Source organism: Acinetobacter sp. 25-47-130, from assembly GCF_056779705.1.
In genome coordinates this window covers 153,233-168,852 of sequence record NZ_JBWYII010000005.1, presented here as the reverse complement: position 1 = coordinate 168,852, position 15,620 = coordinate 153,233, and the positions used below count along the sequence as shown (strand labels likewise).

General features: G+C 38.2%; 13 protein-coding genes. 6 read left to right on the top strand and 7 right to left on the bottom strand.

Going from position 1 to position 15,620, the window contains the following annotated elements:
* The first annotated feature begins 279 nt into the window (after nt 1–279).
* The 4 genes from AC1M83_RS08685 to AC1M83_RS08670 all read left to right on the top strand — a co-directional run bounded on the left by AC1M83_RS08685 (nt 280) and on the right by AC1M83_RS08670 (nt 4,527).
* Nucleotides 280–1,530 carry an esterase-like activity of phytase family protein gene (locus AC1M83_RS08685; protein ID WP_481590466.1) on the top strand — a complete coding sequence of 417 codons (1,251 nt, stop codon included), beginning with the start codon at nt 280–282 and terminating at the stop codon, nt 1,528–1,530.
* A gap of 372 nt (nt 1,531–1,902) precedes the next feature.
* On the top strand, nt 1,903–3,252 hold the full coding sequence (locus AC1M83_RS08680) for an aromatic acid/H+ symport family MFS transporter (RefSeq protein ID WP_481590461.1): 1,350 nt from the start codon (nt 1,903–1,905) through the stop codon (nt 3,250–3,252).
* 110 nt (nt 3,253–3,362) lie between these two features.
* Nucleotides 3,363–4,184 carry a hypothetical protein gene (locus AC1M83_RS08675; protein ID WP_481590460.1) on the top strand — a complete coding sequence of 274 codons (822 nt, stop codon included), beginning with the start codon at nt 3,363–3,365 and terminating at the stop codon, nt 4,182–4,184.
* 31 nt (nt 4,185–4,215) lie between these two features.
* Nucleotides 4,216–4,527 (top strand): ankyrin repeat domain-containing protein, encoded by a 312-nt coding sequence (locus AC1M83_RS08670; protein WP_481590459.1) that lies wholly within the window; start codon nt 4,216–4,218, stop codon nt 4,525–4,527.
* A gap of 41 nt (nt 4,528–4,568) precedes the next feature.
* Here the strand turns inward: AC1M83_RS08670 and AC1M83_RS08665 are convergent, their stop codons facing one another.
* Complete coding sequence (locus AC1M83_RS08665; protein WP_180028861.1) at nt 4,569–5,111, bottom strand: type 1 glutamine amidotransferase domain-containing protein; 543 nt, start codon at nt 5,109–5,111, stop codon at nt 4,569–4,571.
* Nucleotides 5,112–5,600: 489 nt separating this feature from the next.
* A complete protein-coding gene (locus AC1M83_RS08660) occupies nt 5,601–6,626 on the bottom strand; it encodes an alpha/beta hydrolase (protein WP_481590458.1) in 1,026 nt (341 codons plus the stop codon).
* Between the two features lie 326 nt (nt 6,627–6,952).
* Between AC1M83_RS08660 and AC1M83_RS08655 the strand changes: the two genes are divergently transcribed.
* Nucleotides 6,953–9,349, top strand: coding sequence for a YgiQ family radical SAM protein (locus AC1M83_RS08655; protein WP_035268131.1), 2,397 nt, complete (start codon nt 6,953–6,955; stop codon nt 9,347–9,349).
* Nucleotides 9,350–9,778: 429 nt separating this feature from the next.
* Nucleotides 9,779–10,324: a DUF2726 domain-containing protein gene (locus AC1M83_RS08650; RefSeq protein WP_481590457.1), complete on the top strand. Its 546-nt coding sequence runs from the start codon at nt 9,779–9,781 to the stop codon at nt 10,322–10,324.
* A 44-nt stretch (nt 10,325–10,368) separates the two neighbouring features.
* On the opposite strand, the gene AC1M83_RS08645 is transcribed toward AC1M83_RS08650, so the two are convergent.
* The 5 genes from AC1M83_RS08645 to mdtD form a co-directional block, all read right to left on the bottom strand.
* Complete coding sequence (locus tag AC1M83_RS08645; RefSeq protein ID WP_481590456.1) at nt 10,369–10,722, bottom strand: RidA family protein; 354 nt, start codon at nt 10,720–10,722, stop codon at nt 10,369–10,371.
* 364 nt (nt 10,723–11,086) lie between these two features.
* Entirely contained in the window at nt 11,087–12,148 is a 1,062-nt protein-coding gene (gene dinB / locus AC1M83_RS08640) for a DNA polymerase IV (RefSeq protein ID WP_180028858.1), read from the bottom strand.
* 42 nt (nt 12,149–12,190) lie between these two features.
* A complete protein-coding gene (locus tag AC1M83_RS08635) occupies nt 12,191–13,201 on the bottom strand; it encodes an MBL fold metallo-hydrolase (protein WP_481590455.1) in 1,011 nt (336 codons plus the stop codon).
* A gap of 99 nt (nt 13,202–13,300) precedes the next feature.
* Nucleotides 13,301–14,065 (bottom strand): glycoside hydrolase family 25 protein, encoded by a 765-nt coding sequence (locus AC1M83_RS08630; RefSeq protein ID WP_481590454.1) that lies wholly within the window; start codon nt 14,063–14,065, stop codon nt 13,301–13,303.
* A gap of 88 nt (nt 14,066–14,153) precedes the next feature.
* Nucleotides 14,154–15,545, bottom strand: coding sequence for a multidrug transporter subunit MdtD (gene mdtD, locus AC1M83_RS08625; RefSeq protein ID WP_179998909.1), 1,392 nt, complete (start codon nt 15,543–15,545; stop codon nt 14,154–14,156).
* Nucleotides 15,546–15,620 lie beyond the last annotated feature (75 nt).

The following is a 15,620-nucleotide window of genomic DNA, read 5'->3' as shown; positions in this document are numbered from 1 at the left end:
GATGGTAGTGTGGGGTTACCCATGTGAGAGTAAGTCATCGCCAGCTCATTATTCTAAACACCCCCTTCAATACAAGGGGGTGTTTTTTTATATATATATAAATTGAAATAAAGAATTAAATATAAAGGGAAATGTATCTTAGAACTCACTGATAAAGATTTTTATATAGTGAGGAACTAATAATAAAAGCCTTCATCAAATCTTCATTGATCTGTCAGAGGAATGACACCATCATGCCGTTTAATCATGAGTCCTTACTTAAGTGATACATATGGATTTATGAAGAAGACACTTTTAAGCACAGTACTATTGTCATTTTTAGCCCTTAGCGGTTGTAATGATTCTGATGATAAGATTACCTCAGATCAACAAAATCAAATAAATGAACCTACACTTGTTTCATTTGCAAAGCTTGATGTGGCTACCTATGCCGATGGACCAGATTCAGGACTTTATGTTAAAGGTGCAAATGGTATTTATCCGCCATTTAAAGGTCAGCCAGTTCAAGGATTTTCTGGGGCATTAAAAAATGCTGATGGAACGTATCTTGTAATGTCTGATAATGGATTTGGGGCACAAGATAACTCAGCAGACTATCTATTACGTCTTTATAATATTTCAGTAGATTTTAGAACTGCTAAGACCAACTCAAATAACGTTAAAGTACTGTCTCATATACAGCTTCGTGATCCGAATAAGTTAGTACCATTCAAAATTGTCAATGAGAGTACGCCAGAACGACTTTTAACAGGTGCTGATTTTGATCCGGAATCTATACAGCGTGATAAAAATGGCGATATTTGGATCGGAGATGAATTCGGTCCATTTTTACTGCATTTTAGTGCTGATGGTGTTTTAAAGAGTGCTCCGATTGCATTGCCTCATCCTGAAAAAGAAGGAGAAGAGCTTCGATCTCCACAAAATCAACTTCATCAAAGTGCGGCTGAAATAGAAAATGCGCTCGTGCAAAGAAGTGGTGGATTTGAAGGCATGGCTATTTCTCCAGATGGTCAATATTTATATCCAATGCTGGAAAAACCATTAAGCAAGAATGTGCAAAGACATTTATTAATTTCAAAATTTGATATTGCTAAAAAAGTATATACAAATGACCATTACTATTTTGAGCTCGACCCTAAAGCTACAGCAATTGGTGATTTCCAGTTATTTAGTCAAAATGAAGGGGTTGTGATTGAGCGTGATGATACTGAAAATAATATTGGTGGTTTTAAGAAATTAGTTCGCATACAACTGAATGAACCGAAGCAGTTGGTTAATAAGACTGACTTGGTCAATTTAATGGATATTGCGAATCCAAATTTATTATATGGTACGCCACGTGAGGGCGATATTATGACGGGTGAGCGTTTCGGTTTTCCATTCTTTACCATTGAAGATATTGTGATTGAAGGACCTGATTTAATTACAGTGTTGAATGACAATAATTTTCCAGGTTCAAGTGGGCGTAATGCAAAACTTGCAGATGATAATGAAATTATTCAGATTAAATTAGACAAAAAGTTATATTAATTGTTCGAGACCTCATGGATTTTGATCTATGAGGTTTTTTATTAAAATAAGTGAAAAATATCATAATGAAATAAGTACTTTAATAAATTCGTATTTGAGCGAGATATCATCATTACTCACCAATAAAATGATGGAAACACTGATTTTCATAAGTCAAACTAACTTTGGTCTAATGCGATATTTAGATAAAAAGCCTAATTTTGATTGGATTTTAGACTAACGTTCAATTTTTATTAACACAGAATTATGTGAAATTTACCTCACAGACTTTAAGCACACGATTTTGATGCGTCGCTCACAACAATTAAATTCAAAGTTGGTTGGATCGTGCTTAAAGATTATTGAAATACGATCTCTCACAGGAGGTGAGGAATGTCACAGCAAGCAATGAACGTCAATAAAATTATTGACCATGCTAAATTCACACCATTTCACTTCAATGTTGTCGCTTGGTGTTTACTCATTATCCTGTTTGATGGTTATGACTTAGCAATTAATGGCGTAGTTTTACCATTATTGATGGATGAATGGGGTTTAAGTGCTGTTCAAGCAGGCATGCTCGCAAGTACTGCACTTGCAGGGATGATGTTTGGCGCAATGATTTTTGGTTCTTTAGCAGATAAGATTGGCCGTAAAAAAGTCATTATGATCTGTATTATTTTATTCAGTGGATTAACCTTTGCGGGTGGTTTTGCATCCAATCCAACTGAGTTCGGTATTTTGCGTTTCTTGGCAGGTTTAGGGATTGGTGGTGTTATGCCAAACCTTGTGGCTTTGACCTCAGAATATGCACCTCAAAAAATGCGTAGCACCTTGGTAACTACTATGTTTAGTGGTTATGCGGTAGGTGGTGTGATGGCTGCATTATTAGGTTCATGGTTTACACCAAGTTTTGGTTGGGAAATCATGTTCTTTATCGCAGGTATTCCATTACTTTTACTTCCAATTATTTGGAAATTCTTACCTGAATCTTTAACTTTCATCGTAAAAGAAAATCGTCAGGAAGAAGCTCGTCAAATCGTGGCGAAGATTGAACCTAAAGTAAAAGTTGAGAAAGATACAACTTTCGAGCTGGATCATGTAGATGAGCCTGAATCGGCAACTGTTGTCAGCTTGTTCCGTCGTGGTCGCGCTGTAAATACATTGTTATTCTGGGTTGCATTCTTTACATGCTTATTAACCATGTACGCTCTCAGCAGCTGGTTACCGAAATTGATGATGGCTGCGGGCTACTCAATGGATAATAGCTTGATGTTCATGATGGTCATGAATGTTGGTGCGGTAGTGGGGATCGTTGGCGGTGGTATCTTGGCAGACCGTTACCATTTAAAACCTGTATTGATGTTCTTAGGTTTAATGGGTGCGATTGTGATGAGCTTAATGGGCTTCCAGTCGAATATGCTGTTACTTTACATCTTGGTGTTCTTGGCAGGTGCTGCATCGATTGGTTCACAGATGTTGTTATATAGCTACGTAGCTCAGTACTATCCATTGGCAGTTCGTTCAACAGGGATTGGCTGGTCATCTGCGATTGGTCGTATGGGAGCAATTGTAGGTCCGATCTTGATTGGTGGCTTACTAGGGATGAACTTACCAGCGCATTTTAACTTTATGGCAGTAGGTTTACCTGTGTTGATTACCGCAATTGCAGTGGCTCTGATTATGAATGAAAGTGAATCTGAAAAGATTAATGCGAGTAAGCCAATTGTAGCTAAAGCATAAGTCTTAGTTTTAAAAAAATAAAAGCCTCCGAAAGGGGGCTTTTTATTATAGAATTATTTTTTAGATTATTATTTATACTAATTATTGTAAAAATGTATTAAAGGAAAAATATGGATTGGTACACACATGAAAAATTTGAGAAAAGTTTATTAAGTATAAAATTTACAGGGGATGATTTAGATCAGCATGGAGTGAGTATTTACGATTTAGCTGAATGCTTGTTAGCGATACAAAGAATTATTCACAAAGCATATCTAGCACAAGAGAATCGATTGTACAAAGGTTCTTATCCAAAAAAAGAAATAAGAGAAAAATTAGCTTTACAGTTAGGCTCTAGAAAAAAGGGATCAGATTTATTTGCCTTAGTTCCTTTAATTTCTGATCCTAATATTAATGATGTTTTAAAAAAAGCATTTGATTATGTGATTTCTGGCATAGTTGGATATTATACTGGTGATGTAATTGATAGATTAAAAAAAGAAAAAGACGATAATAAAAAAATTTTTATTGGTTCAATTCATACAGAGGTCGCAAATATTGTAAATAGAGTTGATACTATTGGTGGGGTAGAGGGGATTAGTATAGGTTCACCTTTATTAGGTCGTGAAACTATAGCTGCATTTGATTCAAATACTAAAGATTATTTAGCTTCTATTAAAGATGAATATTATCTAGGAGCTTATAACGAAATAAAAGGAAGTGTATACAAGTTCTATCCTAATAGTAATCTAGTTGGAATTAGAAGATCTGGTGGAAGTGCTGTTTCTGTGTGGTTAAGCAAAGAAGATTTTGACCAAATTCGTTATTTAAAAGAAAGAAATCCCATTTATTGCTTTAAAGGGCATCCACGGTATAAATTTGGGGTAGAGACAAAACAAATCTCTGAATTCGAAGCAGATGAAATAGAATATATTTCGCAAGACTTAGCCTAAAATTCTGATTAATCTTGATTAGGAATATATTATGAAACTCAATTCATTCGCCCCACTCCCTGAAGATGATAGCGAACTTCATCTTCCTGAACTCATCTATTGGGCTTCATTAGGCGAAATCACAGAAGTTGAAACAGCTTTAAATAACGGAGCTGATGTAAACCAAATTGATGATGAAGGTTATAGCGCACTTCAAGCAGCTGCAGAGAACGGGTACTTAGATGTAGTACAACTGCTAGTCGCAAAAGGTGCAAATGTAGCTTACAAAGGTCAATTTACAGCTTTAGAACTTGCTGAAATGGCAGGCGAGCAAGAAATTGTAGATTACTTAAAAAGTCTGTAAAACATGCAAAATAAAACCCCAAAAAAAGGGGTTTTAATCGTTTAAGACTGCGTCAATTCTTTATAAATGGCTTCATTAAATGCAGGAATATCATCAGGACAACGAGATGTAATGAGCGGCCAGCCGCCAGTATTACAACGATGCACCTCTTCATCGACCCATTTACCGCCTGCATTTTCTAAATCAATTTTTACTGACTTATAAGACGTCAGATTTTTATCTTTGATACGTTGCGCATCAATTAATGTCCAAGGCGCATGACAAATAGCTGCGATTGGTTTTTGATGGTCAGCAAAACTTTGAATCAATTTTTGAACCTGTGGATGAATTCGCAAGTTATCCGCATTCACCGTTCCCCCAGGAATAATCAGGATGTCATAGTCGTTTGCATTGACTTCATCAAAGCTTATGTCAGGTTGAACTTGATCTGAAGGCTCTTGATCCCCAACCACAGTCTGAACAGATTTCTTTTCTTCAGCAGCATGATAGGTTTCAATCCCTTTTAATTTTAAAAATGCTAAGGGTTTGATTAATTCATCTTTTTCAACACCAAAATTTGCAGTAATAAATAAAGCTTTTGCCATGTTCACATCCTCAATCTTTAAAATTTTGTATGTAAGCGGTTTGCACTAGGATATTCCGTATTGTAGGAACAGCATAAGTCGCTTGCACTTTGGAAATTACAGTCAGAGTTGTTGCGTGACACACTTTAAAATTAACAAATGGAATTCATGAAAGTGTTGTGAAAGCGAAAAAGCATGATGAATAATTGTTTTACAAGCGTGACAACGTGTAGTGTGCTTAAAAAATTCTATGTGTAAGAAAAAGAAAAGCCCATCTTCCTGATGGGCTTTTCTTCGTATCGGCTGCTTGTAGGTATAACTCCTGTCGTACCTCACGTCCTGATGCTCAAACTTATTATTGTTGTTTTTTGTTTGGGAAACTTCCTGTTTCCTGATGGTTTAAGAATAGTGCAGTGACGTTGATATGCATAGCCGACAATAGAAGAGATGATTGTAGGAAAATGCTTACAAAACTGTCTAAGTGATTCATTTATCGCTCAATAGATCAATTTAGCGTTTTATATTTTCACGAATGAATTGATCACTGTATTTTACCAGCTGATCTAATGCAGGTTGCTCAACAGGGTAGTGCCCACCATTTTGTAAAGTCATCACACGATAAGGTACTTTCAACTGTTTCAAAACAGGTTGGCTCAATTTTAAAGGAGTCCATTGATCCTGTTCAGGTTGAGTCAGTAACACAGGTGCTTGATTAAATTGAGTCAAAGGATATGGTTTTTGGTAATGCATATAGCTGTTTAAAAACTCCACGCTCATGCTATTACCTGCGGATGTCTTGTCAGCCAGCATGATGCGTAAGGCTTCAGGGTCATTGGTGAGTTTTGACATCTTTGATACCAAGGACATAGGTAAGGCGATTTGCTTCAAAGGGGTATGTGCTACTGCTTTCATACTCGGCAAAAGAACAGGGCTTAGAGCACTAAAACGCATAGTTCCTTTTTGAACGTCTTTAAATTCTTGATCGAGAAAGGTCATTCCGATGATGCCATCGACATGTTGATTCTGCATGGCCACATGTAGCGTGAGCATTCCACCTGCTGAGAGTCCATAAAGGAAAATAGGACGATCATCTTTTTGCGCTTGTTCGTTCACAAAATCATTGACCAATTTCACCCAATGATCATAACGAATTTCTTTTTTTGAAGGGTATTGCGTCAGACCATAACCGGGTAAATCCAATGCGAAGGTTTCATACCCTTTTTGGGCAAGTGGACGCCCAAGAATTAAACTCATCTGACGACCATTTGTACCTACGCCATGTAATAAAATGACTTTGGCTGGCGCTTTAGTATTGGGATAAGCATCGACATGTACACGGTAATCATTCCAACTCCAGTAGTACTCATGTGGTTTGTTTTGGTCATTGAGTCGAAATTTCGAAGGGAGTCTTTGTTGTAATTGTTGCCAAGCTGCTTGTTGCTGGTAAGACTGTGGAATTTTAGTTTGAGTCCAAGCCAAATTGGAAATTAATAAAGCCATCATGGTGGCAACGGTTGTGAGTATTATTTTGAGCACGATTAAACGCCTTTCGTTTTTTTCAAACACTATAAAAATGAAAAGCAACTTTGTTTATTACCCAAATCATCAATCGTAAAGGAATCGAGTCAATTGCTAAGCTCAAGTTACTGAAATTAAATGCATATTATTTTTTGTTTAGATTTGGTTGTATGTTAAATGTACAGAAATAGGTCTTAGGTCATCAGTGATGAATAGAAAATTTAAGCAGTTGTATTTGATTGTTTTTTAATCAAGCAAGTTGAGTTGAATTCATGGTAAAATGATCGGCTTTCATCTTTGATCTATTTTTTGATCTTCCATCTGCCAGCCGAGAATTGCTAGCCATGTCTACTGCTTATACCGCTCAGACTGCGCCAAAAGCGTTGTTTGATTACGACAAATATTGGGCGTCTTGTTTTGAACCCGCGCCTTTTTTGCCGATGTCACGCGAGGAAATGGACCAACTCGGTTGGGATAGTTGTGACTTTATTTTTGTTTGTGGTGATGCTTATATCGATCATCCATCATTTGTAACCGGTATCATTGGCCGTGTGCTTGAAGCGCAAGGTTTCCGTGTTGGTATTATTGCCCAACCAGACTGGACGAATGTTGAAGCATTCCGTGTACTTGGTAAACCAAATATTGCTTGGGGCGTATCGGCAGGTAACATGGACTCTATGATCAACCGTTATACGGCTGACCGTAAGATCCGTTCAGATGATGCTTATTCTCCAGATAACCAACCGAATAAACGTCCTGACCGTGCAGCAACAGTCTATTGTCAACGTTGTCGTGAAGCGTTCCCTGATGTTCCTGTTCTGCTAGGCGGTATCGAAGGTTCATTACGTCGTATCGCGCATTATGACTATTGGTCTGACAAAGTTCGTCGTTCTATTTTAATGGATTCAAAAGCCGATCTATTGATGTATGGTAATGGTGAACGCTCAATCATTGAAGTGATGCACCGTCTAGCCAAAGGCGAAAAAATTACAGACATTACTGATGTTCGTGGTACTGCATTTATTATTAATAAGCATAACCGTGCAGCGAAAGCTAAATTTGTTGAGATCGCATCAAATGATGTCGATACCATAGGCCGTGTTGATCCAATCATCAATCCATATGTGATGACCGAAGATATTGATGGCTGTGAAATTGAGAAAGACAAAGGCAACAGCTTAACGCAGTATCAGAATTTCCAAAAAGAAGTGGTCAGCAATCCGATTGTTCGTGAAGGCGACAATTTGGATGCAGATACGCAAATCGTGCAGTTACAGCCATCATCTAAGGCGATTAAGCATAAGTTGCCACCACGTGAATTGGCTGTGATTCGTCTACCTTCTTTTGAAGAAGTTGCCAATGATCCAGTGCTTTATGCCCATGCAAACCGTATTTTGCATCTAGAAACCAATCCAGGGAATGCGCGCGCACTCGTGCAGAAGCATGGTGAGCGTGATGTCTGGATTAATCCACCGCCAATCCCACTAACCACAGAAGAAATGGATTATGTGTTCGACTTGCCTTATGCACGTCTACCACATCCATCTTATGGCGATGCGCGTTTCCCAGCGTTTGACATGATCAAGTTCTCTGTGAACATCATGCGTGGTTGTTTCGGTGGTTGTACCTTCTGTTCGATTACGGAGCATGAAGGTCGAATTATTCAAAACCGTTCTGAAGAGTCGATCTTACGTGAAGTTGAAAAGATTCGTGATACGGCGCCGGGCTTTACAGGCATTATTTCGGACTTAGGTGGTCCGACAGCCAATATGTATCGTTTGGCATGTAAAGATCCAGAAATTGAAAAGAACTGTCGTAAGCCATCGTGCGTGTTCCCAGGTGTTTGTCAAAACTTGCATACTGATCACGCACCTCTTACGCAGTTATATCGTAAAGCTCGTGCTTTACCGGGTATTAAAAAGATTTTGATTGGTTCGGGTCTACGTTATGACCTTGCAGTTTTGAACCCTGAATATGTGAAAGAATTAGTCACGCATCATGTCGGTGGCTACTTAAAAATTGCACCTGAACATACCGAAAAAGGCCCGCTCAATAAAATGATGAAGCCGGGTATCGGGACGTATGATCGCTTTAAGCAGATGTTTGATCGTTTCAGTAAAGAAGCAGGTAAGGAACAATATCTTATTCCTTACTTTATTGCGGCGCATCCGGGTACAACCGATTACGACATGATGAACCTTGCAATTTGGTTGAAAAAGAATGGTTTCCGTGCTGACCAAGTACAAACCTTCTATCCATCACCAATGGCAACTGCGACCACCATGTACTACACCGGTAAAAATCCGCTTGCGAAAGTGGCACGTTATACTGAAGATGTCGACATTGTAAAAGGTGAAAAACGCCGCCGTTTACATAAAGCTTTCTTACGTTACCATGATCCAAATAACTGGCCTTTACTGCGTGAAGCTTTGAAAGAAATGGGTCGTCAGGACTTAATTGGTAATTCTAAGCAACATTTGATTCCGACGTATCAGCCTCAGGGCACGGATGGTCAATATCAATCTGCACGTAAGAAAAATTCAACTGTTGCAGGTGATTCACAAAAACGTACGGGTCAAACTGCTAATCGTGGTCAATCACAAGGACAAAATAATCGTCCGAAGAAAGGCCAAATCTTGACACAGCACACTGGTTTGCCACCACGTGAGACTGGAGATCGCAAAAAACCTTTTGGCGAGGGGAAACCTAAGGGTAAATCCAAACCCAAGTCTCGTGCATAAATGATAATTTCTTTTAAAAGGACGCTGCGGCGTCCTTTTTTGAACATTTTCTATACAATATTTTCGATAATGCTCATTTTATCGGAATATTGGGCTTGATTTGGGTAAGTCTCTTTTTTATTTTAAAATAATCATTTAAATTAGTAGTTTAGTGAGGTTTTGAGTTTTTCATTTCAGGTGATATTGTATTATCATCAAATGAGATTTTCATCATTGTCCAACAATTATGTAATAGTGTGATGTGGTTCATGTTTTAAACTATAGCCAATAAGTGCAGAACATGTTTAATATAAGCTTGGTCTGAAGCGCTTTTCACTTGGACTATGCGATGTTTAACATCAGCATAATGAAACAATAATAAAAGTTGTGTTTTTTTGAAGTAGTTTAAAAAAGAAATTAACGATAAGAATTCAAATAAGGATACTAGTCATGGATATCATGATCATCGCGAGTGTGATCATACTCGCTGTGGTGTTGTTCATTGCTTATAAAGGATTAAAGCATCAACAACCCTCTGATAGCATGCTCCGTCAAAGAGCAGTGTTTAGCCCCTATCAGCAAGTAACTTTCAATCGTCTTAAAGAAATCATGCCAAATGCGCATATTTTGGCACATGTCTCTTTTGACGCCTTACTGACCACAAAGTTACCGCGTACACGTCGTAAATATGAGTCAATGTTTGCTGATTTTGTGGTGATGAATAAGGATTGTAAAGTACTTGCCATTGTCAGTTTAGAAGATAAATTTTCATTCAAACGTGGACATACTTTACAGTTTCAAAATGCATTACTTGAAACAGCGGGATACAAAGTGATCTCTTACCATGCTGTCCCAGAATATGTGCAGTTAAGACGTGATTTTTTGGATGAATACACTGAGGAAATGCCAATTGAATGGGTAAACGAATCCGTGATTGAGCATAAATTAGAAAAGTATAGTGCTGGGCGATTGGCAGATATTCGCGCATTTAGCTAATCATCTTTGAAATAAAAAAGCATGCTCAGGCATGCTTTTTTTAATCAAGGTTTCGCAGCAATTACCGTTAACTCAACAAGAACATCGGGATGATACAGTTTAGCCTCTACGCATGTACGCGGTAAAGCTTTAATATCAGAAACCCATGCATCCCAAACTTCATTGAATGCTGCATAATCTTTTTCAATATCTTTTAGATAAATTGTCACAGACATGATATGGCTTTTATCTGTACCTGCTTCAGCCAATAAACGGTCAATAATGTCAAAGGTTTGTTGTGACTGTCCACGAATGTCGAGAGACGTATCTTCTGCTAACTGACCTGCCAGATGAACGAAGTGACCAAAAATAGCAACCTCAGAAAAACGTTTTTGAACGTGTAAACGTTGAACAGACATAAAGCTCATCCCTTATAGATATAAATATAGATTATGAAATGCCGTATAGGATTTAGAAAGTATAGGGGAAGTGGAACTATGAATTCGGTTTAATTGCTGTATCTCTGAAAGTTTATTTTTATGGGAGGAGATCAGAAATATTTGGAGGAAAAAGAGATTGTACCCATTCAGATTAGAGTGCCCTGTAATATTCGGATGGATTGTCACGCCAATCACAGGACAAATGTGTTAGATATAGGTCTTCTAACAACATCTCAGCAGACACATGGGTAAATGTATTGCGCGATTAGATTACTCTAAAAAGGAAAAAAAGGCGAAAAAAATTGACTTAATTTTGTTCTTTTGCATGAAAACTAGACGAAATTTACAATCCGAATAAATTGAGTTGCGTGTCTTGTTGTTTTTCTGAAAGTTGATACACCCCAACACCAATGAGTCTAAACTGATATTCATCAGGAATATTCATTTCCATTAACAATAATTTGAGTGCCAGTTGCAAATCCTCTATGTGATTGAAAGGTTGTTTAAAGCTTTTAGAGTGTTGTAAAACTTGAAAATTTTTAAGTTTGAGTTTGACGCTGATACCTCTAGCGATCATTTCCTTGTTTTGAAGATTTTGCCAAACACGAGAAAGCAGTGAAGTCCAAAATTGATCACATTGGTTTAAAAAAAGATCTTCATCAAACGTGGTTTCTTTAGAAATTTGCTGTCTTTGGCGTTCGCTTTGAACAGGTCGCTCATCAATCCCTTGAGCATAGAGAAATAATTGTTTGCCATATTTTCCGAAATGATGAGTGAGAAATTTTTCTTCCACCTGCTGTAAATCCCCAAGTGTTTCGAGTTGCAAAGCTTTTAATTTTTCCTGTGTGACCTTTCCTACACCAGGGATTTTTTTGAGTGGAAGATCATAGATAAACTGTTGCACCTGATTGGGTTTGATCACACAAATGCCATTCGGTTTATTCCAATCAGATGCAATTTTGGCTAAAAACTTATTTGGTGCAACGCCTGCTGAGGCGGTCAATCTAGTAAGCTGAAATATTTCATCACGAATATACATTGCAACTTCAGTGGCACTTGGGATCTGCTGTAAATTTTCAGTCACATCTAAATATGCTTCATCCAACGATAAGGGTTCGATGATGCTGGTATATTTTTGAAATATCTTATGAATTTGAGCTGAAACATGTTGGTATTTAGAAAAATTTGGCTCAATGACGATCACTTGTGGGCAAAGTTTTCTAGCTTGTGTCATCGACATGGCAGAACGTAAGCCATACTCACGAGCTGGGTATGATGCTGCTGCAACGACGGCCCGTGGGTGATGAGATGCAATGACCACAGGTAAGTGTTGTAATTCTGGACGCTCTCTAAGCTCCACAGAAGCGTAGAAAGCATCCATATCGATATGAATTATCTTTCGCAAAATGTTCAATCAATCATGAGATACCTTAATTTTAACCCATAATTAAGGCGTCGTTGAGCTGGTTATTGGGTATGCGTAAGGCTCCGTCAGTAAAGTCACCTTTCGACCTTGATGCTGTGCATGATCAATCACGAGTTGTAGGCTTTTCGGAGAATGATCTGCTATTCGTGGTAGAAATTCTAAAGGCTGTGAAAGTGGTTTAAAGAAATTGTCCCAATGAATTGGTATGACTTCTTTCGGTTGTAACTGATCAATGGTTTCAGCGAGATACTGCTGTTGAAACTCGGGTGATTGTTTTGAAAGCTGAGCAATTCCTAAAAACAAGACATCTACATTTAACTTTTGAAATTGATTAGGAAGCGCACCTGTGCTGGCTTTAACTAAAATTTTGTGATTATTGTGCTCAATCAAGTAGTCAAAGCTACCGCCTTCTTTAAACTCATAAAAACGTGCTGGCTGAGGCAGTGGATGCAGAATCTCTTCACCTAAATCATTGTTCACTGCTGTTGGTGGCGTATGTTGTGAGGGAATAGGCGTAATACGAAATGCACCCAATTGTAGTGCTTGAAAAGGCACAGCCAGTTTCAATTGATGCTCAGGTACTTTGCCGCCTCGTGCTATATTTAGTGTACTCAACGAACCAATGATGTGAGTTTTTGGGAGTGAACTTCCGAGCACTGAAATATCCAAAGCATGATCATAGTGACTGTGGGTCACCAATATGGCTTTGAGGCGTTTAAGCTCATGGTCCTGAATCATATTGTGAAGCAGTGCTTGATCACTGGAGAGGCGTTGTAAAGCAATGTTCATGAGAGATGGTCGACTAAAAAAACCATCAATTAGAATTTGTGAATTACCATCATCAAATAGCAATGTGGAAACGCCAAAAAAGCGAACATTTAATTTTTGTTCACTGACGGGTTGGTCTATTTTAGCCTTCCATTGATTAAATTCGGAGAGCTTTCCTGATGGTTGCCATAAATAAAAAAACGCAGCCATGAGCGTGACAGCCAAAAGACCAACCACTGTTAAAATCCCTTTTTTAAGCGACATCATGTCATCCTTATAAAGCGTAACTCGCTTGCTTGAGCCCAGTTGCACTCTATTTTTTAGTTAGATCTCTTTAGTTGTAACGTACTGACTGCTTAAGATTTATGGCTCAATTTGATTTAATTTTAGAAATTTTATCCAGTCGTTTTGATCGCCATTAAATACATTCAAATCCACTGGTGTAGAAATACCCTTAATTTTACCTTTATTGGTGTATTGCCAAAAGATCCAATCTGGATTGTCTTTTAATTCAGGTTGAGCGGTGTATTCACGTACCCAGAGTGGGGTATTCGTAAAAGCACCCGCAAGTACGATGTTATAGAAGGCTTTAGAAACATAAAAGATAGGTTGTTTGCCATAATGTTGATGCAGCAAATCGTGCATAACATCGATTTCATGTAACAGTTGTTCTTTGCTATAGGTATTGATGCAATTGCTGTCGTATTCCAAATCAATGACTGGGGGAAGGGCATCTTCTTTACGTGGCACAGAATCAATGAAATTTAATGCCTGAACTTTTCCATCACGGCAAAGTCGATAGAAATGATACGCTCCGACTTTAAAACCATGCTCGCGTGCTTTAAGCCAATGATCCTGAAATTTTCGATCTTTAAAGTCGCCACCTTCTGTTGCTTTGAGGTAGACAAATTGATATTCCTTTTTTGGAATTTGCGACCAGCGAATCTCTTTTTGATGATGTGAGACATCAAATCCTTTGATTGGATACTCTTGAGCTGTTGCTGGTTGAAACGGCAAAAAGAAAAAGCTCAATAATCCGACCATGAGTGCGATCAGGGCTGCACCTAAAAGGGAGGTCCACAAGATAATCTTCTGCGAATAGATATGCTGCTTATTTTTTGAATTCATGAGCACTTAAAGATTGGTGCGAAATATGATTAATATCATAACGCGAATAAACGTAAATGGTAGCGACAGTATCTAGAATCCATATTCATTAGTCATCATCCATTTCTTTCGGAATTTTCCAAAAAATAAACATGGTAATAATATTAATTGAGCCCATTAAAATTAATGTCCATTGGAAGGCCTGTTGCATTTGTGCAGTACCAAGATAAGCGGTGAATACATTGACCAGTGTACCTGCAAGCGCTACACCAATACTCATGGACACCATCATAATCATCGAGAGAAAACTGTTACCACTACTAGCATCTTGTTGAGGCAAATCCTTTAAGGTTAGCGTATTCATAGAAACAAATTGCAATGAGTTCAACATACCAAAAATGAAGAAATGTAATGTTCTTAGCCATAAAGGTGTTTCGGCTGAGGTGAGGGCAAAACTTGCAATACATAAGCCAATAAGGCAGGTATTGACTAATAACACCCGACGATACCCAAATCGTTGAATAATTTGGCGAATGATCGGTTTTGATGCCAGTGAACCCAATACCGTTGGAATCATAAGTAAACCGGTAATAAATGGTTCAAAACCAAAAGCAACTTGTAGCATTAATGGGATAAGAAAAGGCATCGCATTGCCGCCTAAGCGGGCAAAAAAGTTGCCTACAATACCAATCGCGAAAATTTGATTTTTGAATAGTTTCCCACGAAATAGAGCATTTTGGTGGGTATGGGCATGCACCATGTACCAAGCACTTGCAGATAAACCAAACACAATAAGAACAATACTCCACCATAGTGGAAGATAGGGGCTAGCAAAATTTTCAATCCCTAAACTTAAGCCAACCATCGCGATGACTAATAACAAGAAGCCAAAAAAATCAAATTTAGCAACATGGGTCTCGGTCACATTTGGCATGGCTTTAAATGTGAGAAAAACTCCAATGAGTCCAATAGGAATATTAATTAAGAAAATCCACTCCCAAGTCACGTACTCCACTAGCCATCCGCCAAGAGTAGGACCGATTAAGGGGCCAATCAGACCTGCAAGACTCATCAGAGACATGGCTGCAAGGAATTGGGTTCTAGGAATGATTTTCAACATTGCAAGACGCCCAACTGGAAGCAGTAAAGCACCTCCAATCCCTTGAATCACTCGGAAAAATAAAAGCTCATTTAAATTAGAAGAAAATGCACATCCGAGCGATGCCAAAGTGAAAATGATAATTGCAGAAAAATAAACATTTCGGACACCAAATCGGTCAGCCAGCCAACCACTGAGTGGAATACAGGCTGCGACTGACAATACATAAGCCACCACGACACTATGCATGTGTAGAGGATCTTCATTGAGGTGATGAGCGATTGCAGGAATCGCAGTATTGATGATAGTTGTGTCTAGACCTTGCATAAAAAAGCCGATCGAAACCAAAAACACCAATAATCTAAACTCAGGCTGTAAGGGTTGGTGTGCTGTGCTGCTCATCTTGTAGGATCATATTAGTAAGTTAATATTTTAAAACAGTTTCTCAGTATCACTTGTGGTTTATTTACGAAGGAT

Excerpts from the sequence above, each read along its gene's own strand:
- AC1M83_RS08685 (WP_481590466.1), top strand. The coding sequence starts at position 280 with ATGAAGAAGACACTTTTAAGCACAGTACTATTGTCATTTTTAGCCCTT.
- AC1M83_RS08680 (WP_481590461.1), top strand. The coding sequence starts at position 1,903 with ATGTCACAGCAAGCAATGAACGTCAATAAAATTATTGACCATGCTAAA.
- AC1M83_RS08675 (WP_481590460.1), top strand. The coding sequence starts at position 3,363 with ATGGATTGGTACACACATGAAAAATTTGAGAAAAGTTTATTAAGTATA.
- AC1M83_RS08670 (WP_481590459.1), top strand. The coding sequence starts at position 4,216 with ATGAAACTCAATTCATTCGCCCCACTCCCTGAAGATGATAGCGAACTT.
- AC1M83_RS08665 (WP_180028861.1), bottom strand. The coding sequence starts at position 5,111 with ATGGCAAAAGCTTTATTTATTACTGCAAATTTTGGTGTTGAAAAAGAT.
- AC1M83_RS08655 (WP_035268131.1), top strand. The coding sequence starts at position 6,953 with ATGTCTACTGCTTATACCGCTCAGACTGCGCCAAAAGCGTTGTTTGAT.
- AC1M83_RS08650 (WP_481590457.1), top strand. The coding sequence starts at position 9,779 with ATGGATATCATGATCATCGCGAGTGTGATCATACTCGCTGTGGTGTTG.
- AC1M83_RS08645 (WP_481590456.1), bottom strand. The coding sequence starts at position 10,722 with ATGTCTGTTCAACGTTTACACGTTCAAAAACGTTTTTCTGAGGTTGCT.
- AC1M83_RS08635 (WP_481590455.1), bottom strand. The coding sequence starts at position 13,201 with ATGTCGCTTAAAAAAGGGATTTTAACAGTGGTTGGTCTTTTGGCTGTC.
- AC1M83_RS08630 (WP_481590454.1), bottom strand. The coding sequence starts at position 14,065 with ATGAATTCAAAAAATAAGCAGCATATCTATTCGCAGAAGATTATCTTG.
- mdtD (WP_179998909.1), bottom strand. The coding sequence starts at position 15,545 with ATGAGCAGCACAGCACACCAACCCTTACAGCCTGAGTTTAGATTATTG.